Origin of the sequence: Burkholderia sp. MBR-1 (assembly GCF_013822785.1) — a bacterium.
Classification (GTDB): Bacteria; Pseudomonadota; Gammaproteobacteria; order Burkholderiales; family Burkholderiaceae; genus Burkholderia; species Burkholderia vietnamiensis.
In genome coordinates, this window is the sequence record NZ_CP053611.1 from 85,593 (window position 1) to 111,094 (window position 25,502).

The following is a 25,502-nucleotide window of genomic DNA, read 5'->3' on the forward strand; positions in this document are numbered from 1 at the left end:
GGTGCGCGCATACCGCGCGGCCGTCGCGTTATCGGCTGGCGATTTCGATTCGACGGACGTCGCCGAGCACGAACAGATAGGACGCGACGCCAAGCGCCGCGACCGCCGCAACGTAGACGAGCGCGAGATTGAACCCGCCCGTCGACTTGACGATGAAGCCGACCACGATCGGCGCCAGCGTCCCGCCCACGTTCGCGACGAAGTACAGCAGGCCGACCATGCCGTTCGGCGCGATGTCGGAAAGCAATGCGCCCGTCACCGTGGACGCCATTGCCTGACCGAAGAACGCGACCGCCATGAATGCGATCACCACGTTGATCGACGACGTGTAGTTTGCGCCGAGAATCACGCACGACAACGTGAAGCCGATGATGATCGGCACCTTGCGGGCCTTGCTGTTCGTGAAGCCTGCGCCGACCATCCGGTCGGACAGGCGCCCGGCGATCAGCGTGCCGACGATCGCGACCAGGAACGGAATCGCCGCATAGATGCCGCCCTTGAGCATCGTCATACCCTTGCCGTTGATCAGATAAGTGGGAAACCCGGTCAGGAAGAAGAACAACGTCGTATTCACCGAGAGCTGGCCGATGAACATGCCCCACAGCTGACGGTGCGACAGCAGCTGCTTCACCTTGGTCCAGGTCGGCACGGTGGGCTGATCGTGCTGCACGTCGCCGGTCGAATCGGCGAGACCGCCGCCCGCCTTGATGAAGTCCAACTCGGCGCGACTCGCGTTCGAGTGCTGCGGATCGCGGTAGAGGGCGTGCCAGATCGCCGCGACCAGCACGCCGAGCGCGACATATTGCATCGCGGTGTACATGCCGATCGCGAGCGCGCGCTCTTTCGCCGGGTGCCATGCGGTGACGACGCGCACGTTCGCCGGAAACAGATTCTGGGAGTCGGCTTTTTGCCGGGTCCGAATCGAGCCATCGCTCCTGCGAGCTTCGCGGTCGTCGCTTCGAACTTGCGGTGAAGCTTCACCACGCACCCGCAAGCATCGACTCGTTCGGCATCCAGGCCGAGCGGCAAGGCTTCGTCGTTACGCTGTCAGCTTGCGTATCGCCACCGATTTTCGGCGCGGCCGGATCCTCATAAACGGGCAGTGCGACGAGCGTCGCATCGGTGTCGGCTGCGGGCCGGCGCGAACGAGAAAAATTACGTCCGCATCGGGCGACAGTTGCGCCGGGACCGGCCAGCTCGGCCGAACAGGTCAACCGATCCGGCGCAACGGTTCGTCGCGGGCCATCACCTCGCCACGAACCGAAACCCGTCAACTCTCGTTGAGAAAACGCCCCAGCGCGCCATACACCGACGGCCGTGCATGCCGCAGCCATATCGCGAACGCGGCACCGGCGACGGCGATGGCCGGCGTCGTCCACGGCAGAATGGACACGACCGTCGACGACGTACCGGCCATCAGCGAGACGTTGCCGATCATCGCGTACAGGAAATAACCGAATCCGGCAAAGCTGATCGCCGGAAACACCGCCCACCGGATGAACGGCGTTTCACGCTCGCGACGCATGCGGAAGAACCGGATCACCGCGAGCGCCGTCAGCGCCTGAACGCAGACGATGCCGATCGCCGCCGGAATGCTCAGATACGGCGTGATCACCATCACGGGGTCGACGCGATATACGGCGAACAGCACGATCAGCGCGATCATCAGCACGGACTGCATGTTGGCTGCGCGGATCGGCAGCCGCTTCTTGCTGCTCAACTCGCCGAGCGAGCCGAATGCGATCCCGTCGCGGCCGAGCGAATACCAGTAACGTACGGTCGCGTTGTTGAAGCTGATGATCGCCGCAAGCATGCTGGTGATGAGCAGCGCATTGGTGACCATCACCATCTGCTTGCCGAGCACGCGCTCCGTCACTGCGAACCATAGATCGGCCGGCGACTTCTGCGCCAGCGCGACCACTTCGGCGTAGCCGAATGCGTTGGACATCTGCACCGTCGACACCACATAGATCGCCATGATGATCGCGACGCTCACGTACGTGGCGATCGGAATCGACCGGTTCGGATTGCGCACGTCGTTCGCGTAGATCACCGTCGTCTCGAAGCCCATGTACGCGACCACGACGAACACGAGCGACGTGCCGAACTTGCTTGTCAGCACGTTCGCCGGATGCAGCGGCGCCAGGCTGAAGTGCTCGACGCCGCCGCCCGTGGCCGCGACCTTGACGTTGAACGCGACGATCAGCCCGATCTCGATGATCATCAGCAGGAACAGCACCGCGCCGTTGAACTGCACGTTGTTGATCGCGAACACGTGCACGACGGCCGCCGCCGCGAGCGTGCAGGCCCACCACGGCACGGCGACGCCCGTCAGGCTGCCGATGAAGTAGCTGATGTAGAAACCGAGCAGCGCGTAGCACGCGAGCGTGATCACGAAATACGACGCGACGGCCATGAACGCGGCGCCCACGCCCGCCGGCCGCCCGAGCCCTTGTCCGACGTACGCGTACAGTGCGCCCGCATTCGATACGTGGCGGCTCATCGCGGTGAAGCCGACCGCAAAGAACAGGTAGATCAGCCCCACGCACAGATAGGAGCCCGAGATGCCGATGCCGTTGCCATAGGCGACGCCGTACGGCACGCAGCCGATCAGGCTGGTCAGCGGTCCGTTGGTGGCCAGCACGAAAAACACGATTCCGAGCCAGTTCAACGGCCGCGTTGACTGGGATGCACCGGTTGCCGCTGACGTCTCCATGTCTATTCCTTGTCGATGAGAGTGGAACTGCTGAATGCGTTCGAATCCGCGGCGAACAGCGCATGTCGCCGCGGCCCGTCCGGATCGGTCTCGATCCGGCAGATGCGGTCGAAGATGCGGGTCGCGCGTTGGTCGCGCGTGTAGCGCGGCCATATCGATGCGTCGCCGGCGGACGCATCGCCGGCGCGCGCAAACCCGGCCCACGCGCGGCGCACGCGGGCGGCGAGGCGGAACCGGTCGCCGTGCGGGTCGTCGCGATAGCGGTCGCGCGGAAGATCGGCGCTGTCCCAGGCGGGCAGCGCGTAGTCGAGCGTGCCGAACACGAACGGGATTTCGGCACCGTGGATCGCGTAGCGGCCGCCGCAGCACGGGAATGCCCAGTCGAACCGGTAGACGAACGTGTCCGCGTGCTCGGCGTTACGCTCGGCGAGCGCCAGCGCGGGCATCCGGAACATCACGTCGGTCAGGTCGCGGCCGAGCGAGCGCGGCCCGAGCGCGTGCAACCGCGCTGCGGTGGCGGCTGCCGCCCGCACGTCGTCCGCGCCGATGCACAGCGGGCGCATGCCTTCTTCGAGCGCATCGCGATAGTCCGTCGAGTCGAGCGGGCTTCGCGCGAGCAGCTGCGGCGGCAGAAAATAGGCGGCCTCGTGCCGCGTCGTGCCGATCAGCATCGGCACCGATGCCGCACGCCGCCGCGACGCATCGACGACGTTGCCGTCGTCGACCGGCCAGAACGCGGTATAGCCGTATCGGTCGATCAAGCGGCGCGCCGCGCCGAGCAAGCGCGCATCGTCGATCGCGGCGAGCGAGCGCGCATCGGCGCCGAGCAGCGACAGCAGCGCGTCGGTGCGCTCGCGTGCCTGCGCGCGCGACAGCATCGTGACGAACGTGCCGCTCTGGATGATGGCCTTGTGAAACAGCCCGTCGGCCGACGGCATCATCGTCAGCGCGCAGATCTTCCCGCCGCCGCCCGATTCGCCGAACAGCGTGACGTTGCCCGCATCGCCGCCGAACGCGGCGATGTTCGCGGCGATCCACTCGAGCGCCAGCACGATGTCCTGCTGCCCCACGTTGGCGGCTTGCGCGCCATGCTCGTCTCGATCGCTCAGGTACAGGTAGCCGAACGCGTTCAGCCGATGGTTGATCGACACGACGACGACCTGCTGCTCGTCGGCGAGCGTGCGTCCGTCGTACAACGGCAGGTTCGCCGAGCCGGACAGATAGGCGCCGCCGTGCAGCCAGACCATCACCGGCAAACGGTCGCCGGGCATGGCGGCGGCCGGCGTCCACACGTTGAGGTTCAGACAGTTCGCCGAATGATCGCCGTCGAACCGCCACGCCGGCAGGTCGTCGTTGACCTGCGGACAGGCATCGCCGTACGCGCGGCAGTCGCGCGTGCCGTCCCACGCGAGCGGCGCGACCGGCGGCGCGAAGCGCCTGCTGCCGGTTGCCGGCATTCCGTACGGGATGCCAAGGAAGCGCGCGACGCCGTGCGAGCGGCTGCCGCGAAGCCGGCCGTGCGCAAGCGTGAGCACGCAGTCGCTGCCCGCGTGACGGTGGTCGATCTCGGAAATGTGCGCTTGCTCGTTCATCGTTCCATCGAAGCCAGGTATCGGACCGAAATTGGGCCATGGGACGGTCCGTCCAATCTAACTAAACCGTCCAGACGGTACAGTACCGAGATCAAAAAAAAGCGCAAAGGGTATTTGTATAATGCAGCGCCCGGCCGGTATGGCTTGCCGCATCACTTCATTCCATCAAAACCCAATGAAAGAGACCAGCGATACCGATATCGGCGCGACCAAGAGAAAAATCTTCGAAGCGTCGCGGCAGATTCTGCAGGAAAAAGGGATCTTGGGACTTACCCTTGCCGAGGCTGCGGCGGTGGCCGGCGTCAGCAAAGGCGGGCTGCTCTATCACTTTTCGAGCAAGTCCGAGCTGCTTGCCGGGCTGCTGGACTTCGAGGCGGCGACGTTCGAGCAGGCGGTCACCGAAGCCGCGCACGCGGATGGCGAGCCCGGCGCGTGGACGCGTGCTTACATCATTGCGAGTTCCGAGCAGGCGCTGCAGGGGCGCAGCCTGTCGGCCGTGATCGGCAGCCTGCTGCTGGAGCCCGGCCTGCTGCCCGTGTATGCCGGTCACGTCGCGCGCTGGGGCGAATTGCTCGCGCGCGACCAATTGCCGGAACGCACGGCCCGGCTGATCCGGTTTGCGGTGGAAGGCTTGTGGTTCGACGAAGTATGCGGCGTGCGCCCGCTGGAGGCCGAGCAACGCAGCGCGTTCATCGAAGAACTGCTCGCGATGACGCGCGTGTCCGGCGACGCGTAGCGCGCGCGCCGTGGCTACGCGTCGCCGGGCGCGTCACGCGCCGGATCCGTCGCGTGTCAAATCCGCCTGACGCGGTGCGATACGCGGCACCGCCACGCCATGTCACGCGCGGCGCGGCAGCCGCACCGCAAAGACCGTTTCCGACTCGTCGGAGCGCGCGTCGATCTGCCCGCGATGTGCGTTGGCGATTTCGCTGGCGATGTACAGCCCGAGGCCCAGTCCGACGTCCTCGCCGCTTTTCTCCGATGGGCCGGTGCCGCGTTGCAGCGGATCGAAGATGCGCTCCAGCAGACCCGGCTCGACGGGCGGACCGCTGTTGCCGATCTCGATCGTCACTTCGTCGTCGGTCGCGATCGCGGTGGCGCGAACCGGCGTTTTGGGCGTCCCGTACTTCAGCGCGTTGGTCAGCAGATTGCTGAGCAGTTGTTGCAGCCGCTGATCGTCCCAGTCGCCGCGGAGGTCGCCGCGCACGTCGACGTTGATTTCGCGATCCGGATGTGCGGCCCGCAATTCGTCGACCACATTGGCCACGACATGGGCGAGATCCGCGTCGCGGCGGATCACGTTGATGCCTAGCCCAAGCTGTGTCCGGCTGAAATCGCACAGGTCGTCGAGCAGGGACTGCATGCGGCGGCCGCTGCGGATCAGCCGGGCGGCCGCTTCCGACACCTGCTCGCCGGCATTGAGCGCCGACAGATAGCTTGCCGTCAGGCGAATCGTCTGCAACGGCGTGCGCATGTCGTGCCCGAGCATGCCGAGCAACAGGTTGCGCGCCTGCTCGACCTGCTCGGTAAAGAACGCGACCGATTCCGCGAGCGCCTGATCGATCGCTTCGTTGAAGCGGATCATGTCGTCGAGATCGGGCGGGCTCGGCCGACACTCGTCGATCCACATCCCCAGCACGCTGGCGCGCAGCGCGCGATACTCGGCCGCCAGCTGGTTGATGTCGAAGCCGCGCCGCGCGCGCAGCACGGCATGCGTCTGGGCGGCCGTTTCCGAGGCATTCGTCGGCTTGGGTGCGCGGCCGAGCGATTTTTCCCGCTGTTCTTCCCGCGTTTGTGGGGTTGCGATGTCCTTGGCAATCGCCTCCAGGATCTGGCGCGCATGGTCGCGCAGCCCGTGGGAGTCGATGGTTCTCGCGGCCGGGAGCAGCGTTGCAGCGAACGCTTCCCACTGCACGAGGATCGGTTCCATGTTGCGCGTGATGAATTCGGCTAGACGCATGTCGCCCCTCATGACGGAATGAATGGTGGACGCTTCTGTCGATGCGCACGATATCACGTCAATGCCGGGAAACGGGGTGATCCGCGGGCTGGCGCGGGAGCGAGCGGTTCCCCGGGCGCCCGGGATCGCGCGCGGCGGGGCGGTTCGATCGCGAGCGGTGGGTCGGGCGCGAGGGTAGTCGACCGGTCGGCGGTTGCCGTCGCCGGGGGAGTGCGGGCCGCCCCCCGCTTCAGCCCCGACCGCGCGTCGCGACGACCACGGCCACCGGCAGCGCCGACAAACACCGATCGAGCCGCAGCATGCCGTCATGCGTCTCGACCGCGCCGCCGCCGTTCAGGCAGTCGAGCCACGGCTCGCCCGCCATCGGCGGCAGCACGACCGCCGTATCGCCCCATTCCCGAGGCTCGATGCGCGGCAAGCCCGGCATGTCGCCGAGCAGGCGGCACGCGAGCCGCGTCACGACGACCACGACGGTCGCCGTGTCGTCGCGGCGGGCGAACGCCACCGCATGCCGCCCGAGCGGACCGCGCACGCGCAGCGGCACGTACGCGCCGTCCGCGAACGTCGCCGGCCGGTGCGCGCGCAGCGCGAGCATCCGCTCGATCAGCGCGCGCTTCACGCGCGCGTCCGGCCAGTCGCGCAGATACGCGGCGACCGGCCGATCGACCGGCTCGGCCGCGAGCTGCGCGAACGGCACCTCGCGCCGGTTGTCGGGATCGACCAGAGAGTGATCCCATAACTCGGTACCTTGATACAGATCGGGCACGCCCGGCGACGCGATGCGCAGCGCCACCTGCGCGAGACTGTTGACGACGCCGGCCGGGGCGATCCGCGCGACGAACGCATGCAGCCGATGCAGAAAATCGCCCGCACCGCGCGGCGTGAGGATCGCGCGGACGAACTGCTCGCTCGCGCGTTCGTAGTCCGCATCGGGCGCGAGCCAGTCGGTGTGCTGCTTCGCCTCGCGCAACGCCTTCGTTTGCCAGCCCACCACACGCTCGGCCAGCGCGGCGACGCCCGCCGCGTCGTCGGGCGCGAGCGTCGGCGGCCAGCAGCCCACCAGCGTCTGATACAGCATGGCCTCGGCCGCCGGCCCCGGCGTCCACGCGAGATCGCGATGCGCGGCGCCGCGATGCGGCTGGTTCAGCGCCGACCAGTCGAGCGACACCGCGAGCCACGCGTCGGGCACTTCGCTCAGCACCGCGAGCCGCGCACGCGCGTCTTCGCCGCGCTTGTGATCGTGCGTCGCGGTGGCGACGAGCGTGCGCGGCACGCTGCGCGCGCGACGCCGGTTGCGCGCGTGGAACGCGCCGCGCGACAGGCTGAAGTCGCCCGCGTCGGCGCCGACCTCGTTGCGCGACAGCAGCCGGCCGTAGCGGTAGTTCGCCGTATCCTCGACGCCCTTCGCGGCAAGCGGCGCGCTGAGCTGCGCGAACGCGACGCGCACCGCGAGCAGCGCGGCCGGATCCGCGCGCGGCACGCGGATGCCGGGCAGCCCGAGCCAGGCGGCGGCGCGCTCGAGCGCATAGCGGTCGGACGGATCGATCGCCGCGCGGGCCGCGTCGTACGCGCGTTCGAGCACGCGGCGATCGGCGTCGCCCGGTTCGTCGCCGAGCGCCGGATACATGCGGTACACGGGCAGGTGTACGGCGAGTTCGCCCAGCACGCGGTGCAGCGCGTTGCGGCTGAGGTCGCGGGTCGCCGGCGCGGCGCGCGCGATGCGGTGCAGCGCCCGCGCGAGCCGCGCATGCTCGCCCGCGAGCTGGCGCGCGAGCACGCGCCGCTTGCCGGCGATCGCCTCGTCGGCGAAGGTGCGCGTCGAGCCCGACACGGCGGCCCAGTGCGCGGCGAGCGGCGCGGCGCCGGCCGGGTCGTGCAGCAACGCGGCGACGTCGTTCATGAAGTCGTAGCCGGTCGTGCCGTCGGCGTGCCAGTCGTCGGGCAGCGTCTCGCCCGGCGCGAGGATCTTCTCGACGACGAGGAACGGCCGCTCGTCGCGCTGCGCGGCGAGCCGCGCATGCAGACGCCGGCAATACGCCCGTGGATCGGCGAGGCCGTCGACGTGATCGACGCGCAGGCCGTCGACGAGGCCCGCCGCATGGAGCGCCAGCGGCAGCGCATGCACCGCGTCGAACACCGCTTCGTCCTCGACGCGCACGGCCGCGAGCGTCGCGATGTCGAAGAAGCGCCGCCAGTTCAGTTCATCGGCGGCGGTGCGCCACCATGCGAGCCGATAGTGCTGGCCTTCGAGCAGGTGGTGCAGGCAGGCGCGCGAGCGCGCGCGCCGCGGATCGACGCCGCGCAGCACCGCATCGAACGCATGCGCGCCGTGCTCGGCCGCGTAGTCGCACAATGCCGCGTGCGCCTGCGCGAGCCGCGCGCTGCCGCGCAGCGGCGCGGCGGCGAAGCGTTCGGCCAGCGCGTTCAGGTCCGCGCGGTTCGCGATGCGCAGGATCTCCGCATAGGTCGCGGCCGCGACCGGCAGCGTGCGGCCCGGACATGCGAAGAAGAAGCGCCCCGTCTGCGGATCGACGTCGAGCGTGATGTCGCCGGCCGCGAGCGCGTCGCCGTACGGCGCGCCGAGGCAGGGCAGCAGCACCTTGCCGTCGAGCACCGCATCGGGCGGATGCCAGTCGATGTCGAAGTAGTGCGCGTAGGGGCTCTCCGGCCCCCATTCGAGCACGTCGTTCCACCAGTGGTTCGATGCGCCGCCGACGCCCATGTGGTTCGGCACGATGTCGACGATGACGCCGAGGCCGCGCGCGCGCAGGGCCTCGACCAGTCGCTCGAAGCCGGCTTCGCCGCCGAGCTCCGCGCTGATCGCGCGATGGTCGACGGTGTCGTAGCCGTGCAGCGAGCCGGGCTCGGCCGTCGTGATCGGCGACAGGTACAGATGGCTCACGCCGAGCCGCGCGAAATAGTCCGCCTGCGCGGCCGCATCGTCGAACGTGAAGCCCGCGTGCAGTTGCACGCGCAGGGTCGCGCGCGGCGTCATGCGTCCTCCTGGCGCACAGGGCGTGCGCGTTCGATCGCGGCGATGCGCTCGCGCACCGGCGCGTCGAACAGCGCGTCGATCGCGCGCGGCAGCCGCCGCAGCCAGTTCGGATGGCCGCACGGCGGGCCGGGAAGGTTCGGCTGCGCGTCGAGGGCGAGCAGGTCTTCGAGCGGCACGATCGCGAGCGGCGACGGGCTGCGCGCGACGTAGGCGACGACTGCGTCGACCGGCGGCGCAGCGGGCGGTGGCATGGCCTGATCGGCCGCCGCGCAGCCGGCGCGCTGCAGCGCGCGCCACAGCGCCGTGCGTTCGGCCGCGCGCTCGGTTTCCGCGCCGGCGGCAGCCGCCGCGAGGTCGGGATCGGGCGGCGACGGATCGCGGCCGGCGTCGGCGTCGTCGTGCAAGCACGGCGCGTTGCGTTCATCGCCATCCGCGCCATCCACGCCATGCGCGGCCGCGGCCAGCCCGACGTCGTCGCCCGCGCCGTGCGCAGGCCCGTCGTCCCGCTGCGCGTGCGCGCCGCGCCGCCATTCGAGATCGACGCCGCGCCACCAGCCGGCGACGGTCGGCAGATCGTGCGTCGACGTCATCGCGACCGTATCGCGATCCCAGTCCGACGGCGGCCGGAATGCGCCGTCGGCGTCGCGCTCGAACCACAGCACGCGCATGCCGGCGATGCCCTGCGCGGCGATCCGCTCGCGAAAGCCGGCCGGCACCGTGCCGAGATCCTCGCCGATCGCGATCGCGCGATGCCGGGCCGCTTCCAGCGCGACGATGCGCAGCAGATCGTCGAGCGGATAGCGCAGGTACGCGCCGTCGCGCGGCGAGCGGCCGTGCGGCACGATCCACAGCCGCGCCAGGCCGAGCACGTGATCGATACGGATGCCGCCCGCATGCGCGAACGCCGCGCGCAGCAGCTCGATGAACGGCGCGAAGCCGGTCGCGCGCAGCGCGTCCGGCGTCCAGGTCGTCACGCCCCACGCCTGCCCGTCGGTGTTGAACAGGTCCGGCGGCGCGCCGACCGACACGCCGCGCAACAGCGTCGTGCCGTGCGCCCATGCATCGCTGCCCGCGCAATCGGAGCCGACCGCCAGATCGGCGATCAACCCGAGCGCCATCCCTGCATCGCGCGCCGTCGCCTGCGCGCGGCCGAGCGCGTCGGACGCGCACCATTGCAGGTACGTGTGGAAGGCGATCGTGTCCGCGTGGGTCTGCGCGAACGCGTCGACCTCGGGCGACGTCGGGTCTCGCCACTGCGCGGGCCATTGCCGCCAGTCCGCGCCGATCCCGTTCTCGATGCAGAACGCCTGCAGCGCGTCGAAGCGCGCATGCGCGTCGAGCGCCGCGCCGCCGGCCGCGCGGAATCGTTCGAATGCGTCGCGTGCCGGCTCGCCGTTTTCGCGCCAGGCGTCGAAGCACGCACGCAGGCGCCGCAGTCGCAGCGGAAGCACGTGCGGCCAGTCGATCAGCGGCGTGTCGGGCGCGCGGCCGTCGGCGGCGGCCGGGTCGAGCGTGCGTCGCACGAAGTCCGCGCCCGGCACCGCCTCGCCGTCGAGATACGCGACGTTGTGCCAGCGCCGCGACGACGGCGAATACGGGCTGTCGTGCTCGGGCAGCGCCGGATAGCCGGCGTGCGTCGGGCTGATCGCGACCGCGTGCGCGCCATGCCTTGCCGCGTGCGCGGCGAGTTCGGCGAGCGCCGAGTAGTCGCCGGCGCCGTCGTCGTTGGTGCGGCGCAGCCCGTACAGCTGCGCTGCGATTCCCCAGCGTCCTTCGGTTTGCGGCATGCGCTCGCCGGCGGACGGGCGCGCGCGCGGCGGCGCGATCGCGAGCGCAATGCGTCGTGCGCCGAGGTCGAGCGTGTGATAACCGGGCTCGTCGAGCGGCGCCAGCGTGCCGGATTCGCCGCTCGCTGCGATGCGCCCGTCGACGTGCGCGCCCGATTCGAGCGTGACCCGGTAGCGCGTGCCGGCCGGCGCGATGGCGTGTGGCAGCGCGAGCGGCGCACCGGCGTCGCCGGTGACGAGCTGCGGTGGCGCGTTGCGCGCATCGGCAAGCGCGGCCGCGCTGTCGACGCGCTCGATCGGCGTGCCGCAGGGCCAGCCGAGTGCGTCGACCAGCGCGACGAGCGCGTCGTCGTCCACCCGACGCGCGACACCGCCCGCGTCGGTCCAGTCCGGTTCGAGCCCCGCGGCGCGCGCGAGCTCGGCGATCGATACGTCGGTCGTCATGTGTTAGCCGTCATGTGTTGGCCGTCGGTGCGTTCGCGCGATGCATCAGCGCGTCGTGGTTGACCGCGCCATCGCGCCAGGCGATGCAGCTGCGCGCCGGCAGTCGCCGGTCAGCGAGCCGGTCGCGCGCGCGCGGTGGCGTCTCGAACACGACCTTGCCGACCGGCAGCGTGTCGAGCACCGCATCGTGCGAGCCGGGATTGAAGGCGATCGTCAGCGTGCTGCCGTCGCCGAGCCGCCAGCGGGCGGCGAGGGCGATGGGGGTGTCGTTGGCGTTGCCGTTGCCGTGGCTGTCACTGGCGCGGACGGCGTTGCCACCGTCGTCTCCTGCAGCACTAGCGCCGTCAGCGCCAGCGTCGCCGGTACCGCCAGCTTCACCAGCGCCGCTCCCAGCAGCACCAGCAGAAGCACCACCAGCATCAGTAGCACCGGCACCCCCGGCAGCAGCACTAGCAGTACCGGCAGCGGCCCCGGCAGCCGTGCCAGCAGCACCAGCAGCACCGCCGTTACCCATCCCCTCGAAATGCGCCCCCAACAACTCGACTCCCAACGCGCGCGCTCCCGGCAAATGCGGCGTCACAAGCGCCGCCCGCACCGTCAGCGCGCTGCGGTAGAAGCGCCGCCACGTATCGGCATCCTGATGCGCGTTCTCATGCGCATGCGCCGGCGACGACCGCACGAACGTCCCGAGGTCGTTCGGATCGGGAATCGCGTCGCGATGCGCGGGGTCTGCAAACGCCGGAAACGCGGCGAACTCGCGGCGGCGGCCGTCGCGCACCGCATCGGCGAGCTCGCCGCGATAGTCGGTGAAGAACTGGAACGGCTGCGTGCTGCCGTCTTCCTCGCCCATGAACAGCAGCGGCACCTGTGGCGCGAGCAGCAGCAGCGCGGTCGCCGCGCGCACCGCGTCGTCGTTGGCGAGCGCGCGCAGCCGTTCGCCGAACGCGCGGTTGCCCACCTGATCGTGGTTCTGCAAAAACGCGACGAAGCTCGTGGGCGCGAGATGCGCGCTCGATTCGCCGCGCGGCGCGCCGTCGTGCAGCGGCGACGGCTCGCCCTGATACGCGAAGCCCTCGCCGAGCGTGCGCGCGAGCTGACGCAACGGCGCGTCGGCGTACGCGCGGTAGTAGCCGTCGCGCTCGCCGGTCAGCAGCACGTGCGCGCTGTTGTGGAAATCGTCGTTCCACTGCGCGTCGAAGCCGTCCGGCCCGAGCAGGCTCGCGGTATTGCGCTCGTTCTCCAGCACCAGATGCACGTGGCGCGCGTCGCCGACATGGGCGCGCACGCGGCGCGCCAGCTCGCGCAGCCACGCGTCGTCGTCGATCGCATGCGCGGCGTCGATCCGCAGCCCGTCGAAGCGATACTCGTCGAGCCAGTACAGCGCGTTGTCGATGAAGAAGGTGCTCGGCTGCGCGCGCGAGAAGTCGATGGCCGGCCCCCACGCGGTCTTGCAGTCCGCGCGGAAGAACGCCGGTGCGTAGCGCGGCAGGAAATTCCCGTCCGGGCCGAAGTGGTTGTAGACGACGTCGAGAAACACCTGCAGGCCGAGCCCGTGCGCGGCATCGATCAGCGCCTTCAGTTCCTCGGGCCGGCCGTACGACGCATCGGGCGCGAACGGCAGCACGCCGTCGTAGCCCCAGTTGCGCGCGCCGGGGAACGCGTTGATGGGCATCAGCTCGATCGCCGTCACGCCGAGCGCGGCCAGCGCCGGCAGCCGCCGCTCGACGTTCGCGTAGCCGCCGCACGCGCCGACGTGCAGCTCGTACAGCACCGTTTCGTGCCACGGCCGGCCGCGCCATGCGTCGTTGCGCCAGCGGTACGCGGCCGGATCGACGACCTGGCTCGGGCCGTGCACGTCGTACGGCTGGAAGCGCGACGCCGGGTCCGGCACCGCGAAGCCGTCGTCGAGCACGTAGCGGTACAGCGCACCGGCGCCGCACGCGGCGACCACCTCGAACCAGCCGTCGCCGACTGGCTGCATGTCGATGCGCTGTTCGCCCGGGCGCTTGCCCTCGAAATCGCCCTGCAGCTCGAGCGCGGCGCTGCGGCTCGCCGGCGCCCATAGCCGGAAGCGCGTGTGTCCGGCGTCGACGCAGGTCGCGCCGAACGACGACGCATACGCGTGCGTGCCGGGCGGAAGGTCGGAACGTGACGTCATGACGGCTCCTTCGTGGACAGGTCGGGCGGCACCGCCGCCACCGCGATCACGGCGGCGTGCGCGGCCACCTCGACGCCGCTGTCGGGCCACGAGCGCGGGCCGGCGTCGGGCGTCGCGGTATCGAGCAGCACGCGGTACTCGAGCGCGGGCGCCGGCTGCTGGAACGTGATCGTGTCGGCCGACGCATTGAGCATCACGAGCAGCGCCTCGGTGCGGCCGGTGCGGCCGGTGCCGACGCGCCGCATCGTCAGCGCGCGGCGCTCGCCGTCTTCCCACGCGGGCACGCTCAGCACCTCGCCGCGCTCGTCGAACCATTCGATCTCGCGCATGCCGGGCGCGCCGTCGCGGTCGCCCGACGGGTAGTGCGGCGCGGACATCACCGGATACATGCGCCGCATCGCCGCGAGCCGCGACACGAAGCGGATCATCTGCGTGCCTTCGTCGCCGTGCGCGAGCTCCCAGTCGAGCCACGACAGCTCGTTGTCCTGGCAATACGCGTTGTTGTTGCCGTGCTGGGTGCGGCCGAATTCGTCGCCGGCCACGAGCATCGGCGTGCCGAGCGCGGTGAACAGCGTCGCGAGCATCGAGCGCGCGACGCGCGCGCGCAGGTCGCGGATCGCCGGATCGTCCGTCGGCCCTTCGGCGCCCCAGTTGGCGCTGCAGTTGTCGTCGCGGCCGTCGCGGTTGTCCTCGCCGTTCGCGTCGTTGTGCTTGTGCTCGTACGACACGAGATCGGCGAGCGTGAAGCCGTCGTGCGCGGTGACGAAGTTGACCGACGCCCAGGTGCGGCGCCGCTGATGATTGAACAGGTCGGCCGACCCGGCGAGCCGCGCCGCCAGCTCAGGGCGCTGGCCGGCGTCGCCGCGCCAGAAGCGCCGCACCGTGTCGCGAAAGCGGTCGTTCCATTCGGCGAAGCCGGGCGGATGGCGGCCGAGCTGATAGCCGCCGGGGCCGAGATCCCACGGCTCGGTGATCAGCTTGCGCTGCGCGAGGATCGGGTCCTGCCGCAACGCGTCGAAAAAGCCCGAGCCGGGCTCGAAGCCGTGATCCTCGCGGCCGAGCGTCACGCCGAGATCGAAGCGGAAGCCGTCGACGTTGAACGCGGTCGCCCAGTAGCGCAGCGAATCCATCACCATCTGCACGACGCGCGGATGCGACATGTTCAGCGTATTGCCGCAGCCGGTCTCGTCGACGTGATAACGCGGATCGTCCTGCCGCAGCCGGTAGTAGCTGGCGTTGTCGAGGCCGCGCCACGACAGCGTCGGGCCGAGCTCGTTGCCTTCGCAGGTGTGGTTGTAGACGACGTCGAGCACGACCTCGATGCCGGCCGCATGCAGCTGGCGGATCGCGATGCGCATTTCGTCGAGCCGCCGCGTCGACAGGTACGACGGCTCCGGCGCGAAGAACGCCGCCGTGTCGTAGCCCCAGTAGTTGCGCAGCCCGCGGTTCACGAGCGCGCGCTGCTGGAGGAACGCATGCACGGGCAGCAGCTCGACGGTCGTCACGCCGATCGACAGCAGGTGATCGACGAACGCCGGATGCGCGAGCGAGGCGAACGTGCCGCGCTCCGGCGCGCGCAAGCCGGCGCGCCGCATCGACGCGCCGCGCACGTGGGTTTCGTAGATCACGGTATTGCGCCACGGCACGTCCGGGCGCCGGTCGGTGCTCCAGTCGAACGCCTCGTCGACGACCACCGCCTTCGGCATCGCGGGCGCCGAGTCGCGGCGATCCATCGACAGGTCGGAGCGGTTCGAATGCACGCGGTAGCCGAACAGCGCGTCGGACCAGCGGAAATGACCGACCAGCTTGCGCGCGTACGGGTCCAGCAGCAGCTTGGTCGGATTGAAGCGATGGCCCTGCTGCGGCTGATACGGCCCGTCCGCGCGAAAGCCGTACACGGTGCCCGGATGCGCGTTCGGCAGATAGCCGTGCCACACCTCGTCGGTGCATTCGGGCAGGTCGAGCCGCGCGAGTTCCTTGCGGCCGGTCGGATCGAACACGCACAGCTGGATGCGCTGCGCATGCGCGGAAAACACCGCGAAGTTGGTGCCGAGCCCGTCCCAGGTCGCGCCGAGCGGATAGCAGCGGCCGGGTTCGAGGCGGGCAGGCAGTGCAGACGGCATGGGGAGCGTCTCCGTGTTGAAAGCGTGATGGGTCATGCGGGGGTCAGCCACAGCGTCGCGAGCGGCGGCAGGTGCAACGTCGCCGACCACGGCTGGCCGTGCGCGGGCACGTCCTGCGCCCACACGGCGCCGTCGTTGCCGGCGTTGGTGCCGCCGTACACGGCCGCGTCGGTGTTCATCAGTTCGCGCCACTGTCCGGGCGCGGGCAAGCCGACGCGATAGCCGCTGCGCGGCACCGGCGTGAAGTTGCAGATCGCCACCACCACGCGGCCGCTGTCGTCGCGGCGCGCGAACGCGAGCACGCTGTTGTCGCGATCGTCACCGATCAGCCACGCGAAGCCGGCCGCATCGCAGTCGAGCGCATGCAGCGCCGGCTCGGCCGCATACGCGCGGTTCAGGTCGCGCACGAGCCGCTGCACGCCGCGGTGCGCGGGCGCGTCGAGCAGATCCCAGTGCGGCGTCGCGTCGTGCGCGAACTCCGACCATTGCGCGAACTCGCTGCCCATGAACAGCAGCTTCTTGCCCGGATGCGCCCACATGAAGCCGAAGTACGCGCGCAGCGTCGCGAGCCGCTGCCACGCGTCGCCGGGCATTTTCGCGGCGAGCGAGCCCTTGCCGTGCACGACCTCGTCGTGCGACAGCGGCAGCACGAAGCGCTCGGAGAAGGCATAGACGAGCCCGAACGTCATCCGGTCGTGGTGATAGCGGCGATGGATCGGGTCTTCGTGCAGATACGCGAGCGTGTCGTGCATCCAGCCCATGTTCCATTTGAAGTCGAAGCCGAGCCCGCCGTCGCCGGTCGGCGCGGTCACGCCCGGCCACGCGGTCGACTCCTCGGCGATCGTGACGACGCCCGCCGGCGCGGCCGCGCCGTGCAGCGCGTCGTTGAGCGTGCGCAGGAACGCGACCGATTCGAGGTTCTCGCGCCCGCCGTACACGTTCGGCACCCATTCGCCTTCCTTGCGCGAATAGTCGCGGTACAGCATCGACGCGACCGCGTCGACGCGGATCCCGTCGACGTGATAGCGGCGCGCCCACGCGAGCGCCGACGCGATCAGGAACGCGCTGACCTCGTTGCGCCCGAGGTTGAACACGCAGGTGTTCCAGTCCGGATGCATGCCTTCGCGCGGATCGGCGTGCTCGTACAGCGCGCTGCCGTCGAACTGCGCGAGCCCGTGCGCGTCGTTCGGAAAATGCGCGGGCACCCAGTCGACGATCACGCCGATGCCGGCCGCATGCGCGCGGTCGACGAAGCGCGCGAAGCCGTCGACCGGCCCGAAGCGCGCGGAAGGCGCGAACTGCGCGAGCGGCTGATAGCCCCACGAGCCGCCGAACGGGTATTCGGAGATCGGCATGAATTCGACGTGCGTGAAGCCCATACCCTTCACGTACGGAATCAGCCGCTCCGCGAGCTCGTCCCACGTCGCGCTGCGGTCCATTTCCTCGGGCACGCGCTGCCACGACTCGGCATGCACCTCGTAGATCGACCACGGCACCCGGAACCGCCGCCAGGCGTCGGGCCGCGCGTCGATCCAGCCCGCGTCGTGCCATCCGAAGCCGTCGAGCGCGGCCGTATCGGCGACCACCGACGCGGTGCGTGGCGGCGCCTCGGTCGCGCGCGCGCACGGGTCGGCCTTGTGCGGCAGCAGGCTGCCATCGGCCGCGCACAGCTCGTACTTGTAGTGCTCCCCAGGGCCGATGCCGGGCACGAACAGCTCCCACACGCCCCACGGGCGCCGCAGCCGCATCGGGTGGCGGCGGCCGTCCCAGCTGTTGAAGTTGCCGACCACCGACACGCGCTGCGCGTTCGGCGCCCATACCGCGAAGCGCACGCCGTCGACGCCGTCCACGCGGATGGGCGTCGCGCCGAGGCAGTCGAGCACGGCGGCCGGGTCGCCGGCCGCGAAGCGTGCGAGGGCGGCGTCGTCGAGCAGCGTGCCGAATGCGTAGGCGTCGTCGGTCACCTGCTGCGCGTCGGGCCAGTCGATCGCGAGCCGGTAGCGGCCGTCGTGCGTGATCGTGCCGGCGAAGCAGCCGGCGTCGTCGACGCACGCGAGCGCGCCGAGCTCGTCGCCGCCGGGCGTCACGGCGCGCACGCGCAGCGCGCCGGGCAGCAGCACGCGCACCACCGTGCGCCCGGCCTCGCCGTGCGGGCCGAGACACGCGAACGGATCGGGATGGCGGCCGCCGAGCAGGGCGTCGATATCGCGGCGGTCGAACAGCGTGTCGGTCATCGGGTGCCTCCGTGGTCGGACGCGGCGTGCGCGTCCAGCAGGCGTTCGACGAGCGCGGCGAGCCCGCCGACCGGCACGCCGAGCCAGTCGGGGCGGTTCGCGGCTTCATAGCAGAGCTCGTACGACGCCTTGTCGATCAGGAACAGCGCGAGCAGGCGATCGGCGTAGCGCGGCTCGACGAAGCGTTCCGGCGCGTGCTCGGCCGCCGCGCGATAGCACTCGACGAAGCGGTCCGCGGCTGCCTGCCCGAAGCGGTCGAACAACGCGCGCTTGCGGCCGGCCGCCTGCGGCGGCACCTTCTCGATCGCGAACTGCGCGGTCGCGCTCACGTACGACAGCGAACGCAGCAAGCCGGCGACGTCGCGCAGCGGATGCGACTTCGCGCGGCGGCGCTCGAGCGCGCGCGCCGGCTCGCCCTCGAAATCGATCAGCAGCGCGTCGCCCTGCACGTCGAGCACCTGGCCGAGATGGAAGTCGCCGTGGATGCGCGTGCAGACCGCGTCGAGGGTGCGCGGCACCAGCGCGCCGAGCGCCTGCACGGCCGCGTCGCGCGACGCGAGCAGCGTCTCGGCCGCGTCGCGGGCGCTCGGGTCGAGCGCGTCGAGCCGCGTGGCGAGCACGTCGAGCGCATGGCCGAACGAGGCAATCGCGTCGACGCACCAGCCGTCGACGTGCTCGGGCGTCGCGCGCTCCGGCGCGAACGCGGCGTCGTCCGACGGCTGCGCGAGCGCGACGTGCAACTCGCCGAGCCGTGTGCCGACGACGCCCGCGAACGCCGCGTAGCCGAGCAGCGCATCGGGCTCGCCGTCGCGCTCCGCGGGCTCGCCGTCGCCGACGGCCGGCAGCGCCAGCTCGTCGATCGCGCGCTTGAGGAAGTCGAACGAGCGCGTCCACGCATCGCCCTGGTTGTCGACGTAGCGTTGCAGGATCGCGACCGTGTGCGGCGTGCCGTCGGGATCGACGTGCACGACCTCGCCGGCGAGCGTCGCGGTGTTCGCATAGCCGATCCGCGTCAGGTAGCGGCTCATCTCCGCTTCCGGATGCACGCCGTGCGCGACCTTGCGCACCAGCTTCAGCACGATCGCATCGCCGATCACGAGCGAGCTGTTGCTCTGCTCGGCGGCGAGCCAGCGCACTTCGGCATCGTCGCCCGGATCGAGCGCCGCGAGCGCCTGCTCGGGCAGGAACTCGAGGCGGCCGCCGTCGGAAGTCGGCACGGTCGCGCCGTCGCGCAGCATCCGCAACATCCCGCGCGCGAAGGCCGGCAGCGCGAACGCGTCGGTCAGATAGCCGACCGTGTGGCCGCGCCGCACGCGCGCGAGCGCGAGCTGCGCGAACAGCGGGTTCGACGTTTCGCCGCCCCACGCGGCCGCGAGCGGCACCACGTAGCGTTCGACGTCGCCGCCGTGGGTCGTCACCCATGCCTCCGCGTACTGGAACGGCTCGTCGGGCATCGGCGTGACGACGTTCAGCCGCGCGTCGCCGATCTTGCGGTCCTTCGACGCGAACCAGCGGCGCCGCGCGAGCCACGACGACAGCGCGTCGTGCGCGAGCGTATGCAGCTGGCCGACGTCGGGCCGTTGCTCGCCGCGCCGCATCACGATCGTCACGTACTCGGGCAGCGGCTCGGCCTGCGGCTGCCGCCACGACGGCTCGCGGCCGTGCTCGGACAGCACGAACCACAGGAAGCCGTACGGCGGAAACGTCAGCAGGTAGGTGAGCTGCCCGATCGGCGGGAACGGCGAGTCCGACGTCATCTCGATCGGCACGCGGCCCGCGAATTCGGACAGATCGAGCTCGACCGCCTGCGACGCGCGCGACAGGTTCGCGACGCACAGCACCGGCTCGTGGCCGTCCAGCTCGCGCAGGTAGGCGAGCACCTTGCGGTTCTCGGGGCGCAGGAAGCGGATCGTGCCGCGGCCGAACACCTGGGTCGCGCGGCGCGTCGCGAGAATGCGGCGGGTCCAGTTCAGCAGCGAGTGCGGGTCGCGCGTCTGCGCCTCGACGTTGATCGCGTCATAGCCGTACAGCGAGCCCATCACGGGCGGCAGCACCAGCAATTCCGGATCGGCGCGCGAGAAGCCGCCGTTGCGGTCCGACGACCATTGCATCGGCGTGCGCACGCCGTCGCGGTCGCCGAGGTGGATGTTGTCGCCCATCCCGAGCTCGTCGCCGTAGTAGATCACCGGCGTGCCGGGCATCGACAGCAGCAGCGAGTTGATCAGCTCGATGCGGCGCCGGTCGCGCTCCATCAGCGGCGCGAGGCGGCGGCGAATGCCGAGATTCAGCCGCGCGCGCCGGTCGCTCGCGTAGGTCTGCCACAGCAGGTCGCGCTCGGAGTCGGTCACCATCTCGAGCGTCAGCTCGTCGTGGTTGCGCAGGAACACGGCCCACTGGTTGCTCGGCGCGAGGGCCGGCGTCTGCCGCATGATGTCGAGGATCGGGAAGCGGTCCTCGCTCGCGATCGACATGTAGATGCGCGGCATCAGCGGGAAGTGGAACGCCATGTGGCATTCGTCCTCGTTGCCGAAATACTCCTGCACGTCTTCCGGCCACTGGTTCGCTTCCGCGAGCAGCATGCGGTTCGGATACTCGGCGTCGATCGTCGCGCGAATCCGCTTCAGGATCGCGTGCGTCTCGGGCAGGTTCTCGTTGTTGGTGCCTTCGCGCTCGACCAGATACGGCACCGCGTCGAGCCGCAGCCCGTCGATGCCGAGGTCGAGCCAGAAGCGCATCACCTGGATCACCTCGCGCACGACGGCCGGGTTGTCGAAGTTCAGGTCCGGCTGGTGCGAGTAGAAGCGGTGCCAGTAGTACTGGCCGGCGACCGGATCGTGGGTCCAGTTCGAGGTTTCCGTATCGAGGAAGATGATGCGCGTGCCCGCGTACTTCGTGTCGGTGTCGGACCACACGTAGTAGTCGCGATGCGTCGAGCCGGGCTTGGCGCGCCGCGCGCGCTGGAACCACGGGTGCTGGTCCGACGTGTGGTTGATCACCAGCTCGGCGATCACGCGGATGCCGCGCGCATGCGCCTCGCGGATGAAGCGGCGCACGTCGGCGAGCGTGCCGTAGTCCGGATGTACGCCGCGATAGTCGGCGATGTCGTAGCCGTCGTCGCGGCGCGGCGACGGGTAGAACGGCAGCAGCCAGATCGTGTCGACGCCCAGCTCGGCGATGTAGTCGAGCTTCATGATCAGGCCGGGGAAATCGCCGATCCCGTCGTTGTTCGAGTCGTAGAACGACTTCACGTGCACCTGGTAGATGATCGCGTCCTTGTACCACAGCGGATCGTCCGTGCTCAGTGCGGGCTCGCGGCGCCGCGCACGGCGTGCGCGCGCGGTGCCGGCCGGTGCGACGGACGCGAACTGGGCGCGGCGCACGTCGTCGAGGGAATCTTCGCGTTTCATCATCCGTGTGCTCCCGAGAGGCGCCGGGCCTCGCCCGGCTCGGGCGCCGCCGCTCGCGCGGCGCCGGGCGACGGCGCGAGCCGCCAGATCGCGTACGGCCGCACGTGCGGGTCGAGCGATACGTATTGACGATGGCCGCGCCAGGTCTCCGCATGGGCGGCGTCCTGGTCGAGCGCGTCGAGCGGCTCGCCGTCGACCAGCCCGAAGCCGCGCCACAGCGACGCGTCCAGGGTGAAGTCGGTGGCCTGCGGATGCCAGGGGTCGAGGCTGATCGCCACCACCACGACGCTGTCGTGGGCCGGCGTCGCCTTCACGAACACGAGCACCTGATCGTTGTCCGCAGGGACGAACGTGAGGCCGAGATGGGTCTGCAGCGCCGGATGGTCGCGCCGCGCGCGGTTCAGCCGCGCGACTTCGCCGCCGATATGCGCGGCCTTGCTCCAGTCGCGCGCGCGCAGCTCGTATTTCTCGGCGTCCGCATATTCCTCGCTGTCGGGCAGCGGCGCGGACTCGCCGATCTCGAAGCCCGAATACATGCCCCACGAGCCGGCGAGCGTCGCCGCGAGCGCCGCGCGGATCACGAACTGCGAGCGCGGCGCGTTCTGCAGGTGGCGCGGATTGATGTCGGGCGTATTGACGAAGAAGTTCGGCCGGAAGAATTCGCGCGGCGGGCCGGCCGTCAGCTCGGTCAGATACTCGATGAACTCGTGCTTCGTCTCGCGCCACGTGAAGTACGTGTACGACTGCGAGAAGCCGACCTTCGCGAGCCGGTACATCATCCCGGGGCGCGTGAACGCCTCCGACAGGAACACGACGTCCGGATGCTTGCCGCGTACGTCCGCGATCATCCACGCCCAGAACGGCAACGGCTTGGTGTGCGGGTTGTCGACGCGGAAGATCCGCACGCCGGCTTCGACCCAGAACAGCACGGCGTCGCGCAGCGCGACCCACAGGCCGGGCAGCGCATCGGGCGCGTAGAAGTCGGGGTTCACGATGTCCTGATAGCGCTTCGGCGGATTCTCCGCATAGCGCAGCGTGCCGTCCGGGCGCCACGCGAACCAGCCGGGATGCGCGGCGAGCCACGGATGATCGGGCGAGCACTGGATCGCGAAATCGAGCGCGATCTCGAGCCCCTGCGCGCGCGCTGTGTCGACCAGCGTGCGGAACGACTCGAGCGTGCCGAGCTGCGGATGCACGGCCGTGTGGCCGCCGTCGGGCGAGCCGATCGCATACGGACTGCCGACGTCGTCGGGGCCGGCGCTCAGCGTGTTGTTGCGGCCCTTGCGCGCGGTCGTGCCGATCGGATGGATCGGCGGGAAATACAGCACGTCGAAGCCCATGTCGCGGATGCGCGGCAGCTGCGCGATCACGTCGTCGAAGGTGCCGTGCCGATGCGCGTCGTTGCTCGCCGAGCGCGGGAACATCTCGTACCAGCTCGAGAAGCGCGCGGCGCGGCGCTCGACCTCGACCGCGTACACCGTCTCGTCGTGCGTGACGAACGGCCGGTAGCGCAGCGCCGCGTATGCGTCGGCGAGCGCCGGTGCGCCCAGCATCGCGAGCCGCGCTTCGTGCGACGCGTCGCCGAATTCGTCGGCGAGCCGCTGCATCTGCGCGATCGCGCGGCGGTCGGCCGGCGCGGCCTGTTTCAGCGCGGTCGCGAGCAGCAGTTGCGCTTCGCGCAGCTCCAGCATCACGTCCTGGCCGGCTGCGCGCTTCTTCGCGACGTCGGTGACGAGCGACGCCCAGTCGTCGCGCCATGCGACCACGCGGAACGCGTGACGGCCGAGCCGGTCGAGCACGACGCTCGCGTGCCAGCGATCGTTCGGCTCGGCGATGAACGGCACCTCGCGCCAGTCGTCCTCGTCGTCGGCGCGCCATTGCAGCACGGTCGACAGATGCGCATGGCCGTCCGTGAAGATCGATGCGTGTACAACCAGCGTGTCGCCGATCACGCGCTTGATCGCGAAGCGCCCGCCATCGACGGCCGGCTCGACGCGCTCGATCGCGATCCGGTCGGCCGCGAGCGCCGCCGATAGCGCGGTGCGCTCGCGGGCCGCGTCGGCGCGCGTCGTCGCGGGCGGGGCGCGCCGGGCGTCGAGCACCGCATAGCCGCCCGGCTCCAGCGTGAACGCCTCGAGCGCGGCCGAGCCGCGCTTGCGCGTGCCGCCGGGCGCGGCGACGTGCGTGAAGCCGCCCGGCACGCCGGGCAGGATCGCCGCCGGGTCGACGAGTGCGGGCGCGTCCAGATCGGGATTCAGCGCGACGACGAGCGCCGTGTCGTCGTGTTCGAGCGACGGGCCGCTGCCGCGCAGCAGTACGGTCGCGGTCGCGCCGGGCGCGCTCAGTTGCGCGATCTCGCCGCGTTGCGCCGCCAGCGGCGTCGCGCGGCGCCACGCGTTCGCATCGGCCAGCGCGCCCGACAGATCGAAGCGCGCGCCGTCGAACGCGGCGCGATAGCGCGCGGCGTCCGCGTCGCGCGTCATCAGCGGCAATGCGACGCCGCGCTCGAAGCCCATCGGCACGAGCCAGCCGGTGCCGAGCGCCGCCGCGGTCCACATGGCGCGGTGGTACGCGCGCACCAGCACCTCGTCCGATGCGCCATGCCAGTCTTCCGCGATGCGCGGGCCGTCGAACGCATCGGGGCACGCGATCGGCGACGCGATGCGGCGCAGCAGCCGGTGCTCGTCGACGAACCACGGCGCGCGCAGATCCCACCAGCGCGCCGACGAGAACACGCCGTCGAAGCCGGCCGCCTCCAGCTGCACGAGCGCGTCGCGCGCATGGCCGGGCACGCCCGCGAGCACCGCGACGTCGGGGCGCGCGCGGCGCAGCGCCGCGCGCCACGCGGGCCACCATGCGGGCGGCAGACGCTGCGGCGCGTCGATCAGGAAGCCGGCCGCGCCGGCATCCGCGTACGTGACGAGATGTTTGCACCACCACGCGCCGAGCCCGTCGTGCGCGTCGTGCGGCGCATCGTCGCCGAGCTGCGCGTGCGCGACGTCCATCTCGTGCGCGGCGCTGCGCGGGTCGATCAGGGCGTCGTCGTGCGCGCGCTCGACGTACCAGTCAGGATGCTCGCTGCGCAGTGGGTTGACGCGCGCGATGCGGTCCGGCACGACTTCGAGCATCACGCGCAAGCCGTGACCGTGCGCGAGCTGCGCGAGCCGCGAGAAGGTTTCGACCGCGCCGGCGCGCGTCGCGAAGGCCGCGGCCGGCCGGTGGAAATCGGCGACGTGACGCGGAAACCCCGCGGCGCTGGCGGCCCAGAAGCTGCCGATCAGCACGTGGTCGAAGCCCATTCCCGCGATGTGCGCGAACGTGGCGGGCCATGCGTCGAGCGGGCCGACGAGGCGCGCGTCGCAGAAGTAGACATGCGGGGCGAAGGGCGATGTGACGTTCATGAGGTGCGGATGAGGATCGTGACGAAGGGCGGACGGCGGTTTGCGTCGCAACCGGCGTGCCTGCTCCGTTTGGCGCTTGGGGCCGCGCGCCGCAGCGGACGCTCGCGGCGCTGCGGCCGTCATGCTGTCGTTTTTACATGCGGGTGGCACGACATCTGCATCCCTTGCGCGGCGGCGGCCCGGCATCGCGCTGCGTCACATGCGCGGGATCGAGCGGATATCCGAGCTTTCGCCCGTGGCCGGATCGTGGTCGGTGGAAGGAATCGGCACGCCGACGTCGTGCCGCACCGGCATGCCGCGCTCCATCCGGTGGGCGAACGCCGGCGGCGTGTCGACTTCGTCGCCGAAGCGCGCGCGCACGAACGCGCGCAGCAACGCGACGCGCAGGTTCGGCGCGCGGGCCGCGCAGGTCGACGGGCCGTCGTCGAAGCGCGCATCGCATTCGACGCCGTCCGCGCGCCGCACCACGCGCAGTTCGACCGCGTGCTCGAGCACCGCGCCCGCATCGGCCCACGACGCCGACGGCGCGAACTGCGCGTCGAGCCGCCGCAGCGCGTCGCATGCGGCGGTCACGATCACCTGCGGCTCGACGGCCGTGAAGCTCAGCGTGTCTTCGGCGTCCGCGCACAATGCGCGTGCGCACCAGTAATCGAGGGCCGTTCCGGTGAGTTCGTCGGTTCGCATG

At 70.6% G+C, this 25,502-nt stretch carries 13 protein-coding genes; 1 reads left to right on the plus strand and 12 read right to left on the minus strand.

Annotated features, from left to right (window positions below):
* Positions 1-28 precede the first annotated feature (28 nt).
* The 3 genes from MBR110_RS24835 to MBR110_RS24845 all read right to left on the minus strand — a co-directional run bounded on the left by MBR110_RS24835 (position 29) and on the right by MBR110_RS24845 (position 4,308).
* Complete coding sequence (locus MBR110_RS24835; protein WP_208455206.1) at positions 29-874, minus strand: MFS transporter; 846 nt, start codon at positions 872-874, stop codon at positions 29-31.
* Positions 875-1,270: 396 nt separating this feature from the next.
* Positions 1,271-2,716: an APC family permease gene (locus MBR110_RS24840; RefSeq protein ID WP_176315244.1), complete on the minus strand. Its 1,446-nt coding sequence runs from the start codon at positions 2,714-2,716 to the stop codon at positions 1,271-1,273.
* Between the two features lie 2 nt (positions 2,717-2,718).
* Entirely contained in the window at positions 2,719-4,308 is a 1,590-nt protein-coding gene (locus tag MBR110_RS24845; protein WP_176315243.1) for a carboxylesterase/lipase family protein, read from the minus strand.
* A 139-nt stretch (positions 4,309-4,447) separates the two neighbouring features.
* Here MBR110_RS24845 and MBR110_RS24850 point away from each other — a divergent pair, with 139 nt between their 5' ends.
* Positions 4,448-5,044, plus strand: coding sequence for a TetR/AcrR family transcriptional regulator (locus tag MBR110_RS24850; RefSeq protein WP_224056778.1), 597 nt, complete (start codon positions 4,448-4,450; stop codon positions 5,042-5,044).
* Between the two features lie 102 nt (positions 5,045-5,146).
* Here the strand turns inward: MBR110_RS24850 and MBR110_RS24855 are convergent, their stop codons facing one another.
* The 9 genes from MBR110_RS24855 to MBR110_RS24895 form a co-directional block, all read right to left on the minus strand.
* The gene (locus MBR110_RS24855; RefSeq protein WP_181709795.1) at positions 5,147-6,268 is read right to left on the minus strand and encodes a sensor histidine kinase; all 1,122 of its coding nucleotides are present in this window, start codon (positions 6,266-6,268) and stop codon (positions 5,147-5,149) included.
* A gap of 229 nt (positions 6,269-6,497) precedes the next feature.
* A complete protein-coding gene (treY, locus tag MBR110_RS24860; RefSeq protein WP_181709636.1) occupies positions 6,498-9,263 on the minus strand; it encodes a malto-oligosyltrehalose synthase in 2,766 nt (921 codons plus the stop codon).
* A complete protein-coding gene (gene malQ, locus MBR110_RS24865; RefSeq protein ID WP_181709637.1) occupies positions 9,260-11,494 on the minus strand; it encodes a 4-alpha-glucanotransferase in 2,235 nt (744 codons plus the stop codon). Before malQ ends, treY begins: the two co-directional genes overlap by 4 nt.
* A gap of 10 nt (positions 11,495-11,504) precedes the next feature.
* Positions 11,505-13,652, minus strand: coding sequence for a malto-oligosyltrehalose trehalohydrolase (gene treZ, locus MBR110_RS24870; RefSeq protein WP_181709638.1), 2,148 nt, complete (start codon positions 13,650-13,652; stop codon positions 11,505-11,507).
* On the minus strand, positions 13,649-15,775 hold the full coding sequence (glgX, locus tag MBR110_RS24875; protein WP_059740430.1) for a glycogen debranching protein GlgX: 2,127 nt from the start codon (positions 15,773-15,775) through the stop codon (positions 13,649-13,651). The genes treZ and glgX overlap by 4 nt, the downstream gene beginning before the upstream one ends.
* A 32-nt stretch (positions 15,776-15,807) precedes the next feature.
* Entirely contained in the window at positions 15,808-18,009 is a 2,202-nt protein-coding gene (gene glgB / locus MBR110_RS24880) for a 1,4-alpha-glucan branching protein GlgB (RefSeq protein ID WP_181709639.1), read from the minus strand.
* The gene (treS, locus tag MBR110_RS24885) at positions 18,006-21,416 is read right to left on the minus strand and encodes a maltose alpha-D-glucosyltransferase (protein WP_059740499.1); all 3,411 of its coding nucleotides are present in this window, start codon (positions 21,414-21,416) and stop codon (positions 18,006-18,008) included. The genes glgB and treS overlap by 4 nt, the downstream gene beginning before the upstream one ends.
* Positions 21,416-24,817 (minus strand): alpha-1,4-glucan--maltose-1-phosphate maltosyltransferase, encoded by a 3,402-nt coding sequence (locus MBR110_RS24890; protein WP_181709640.1) that lies wholly within the window; start codon positions 24,815-24,817, stop codon positions 21,416-21,418. The genes treS and MBR110_RS24890 overlap by 1 nt, the downstream gene beginning before the upstream one ends.
* A gap of 195 nt (positions 24,818-25,012) precedes the next feature.
* Entirely contained in the window at positions 25,013-25,501 is a 489-nt protein-coding gene (locus MBR110_RS24895) for a phage protein NinX family protein (protein WP_014725721.1), read from the minus strand.
* Position 25,502: the final 1 nt, after the last annotated feature.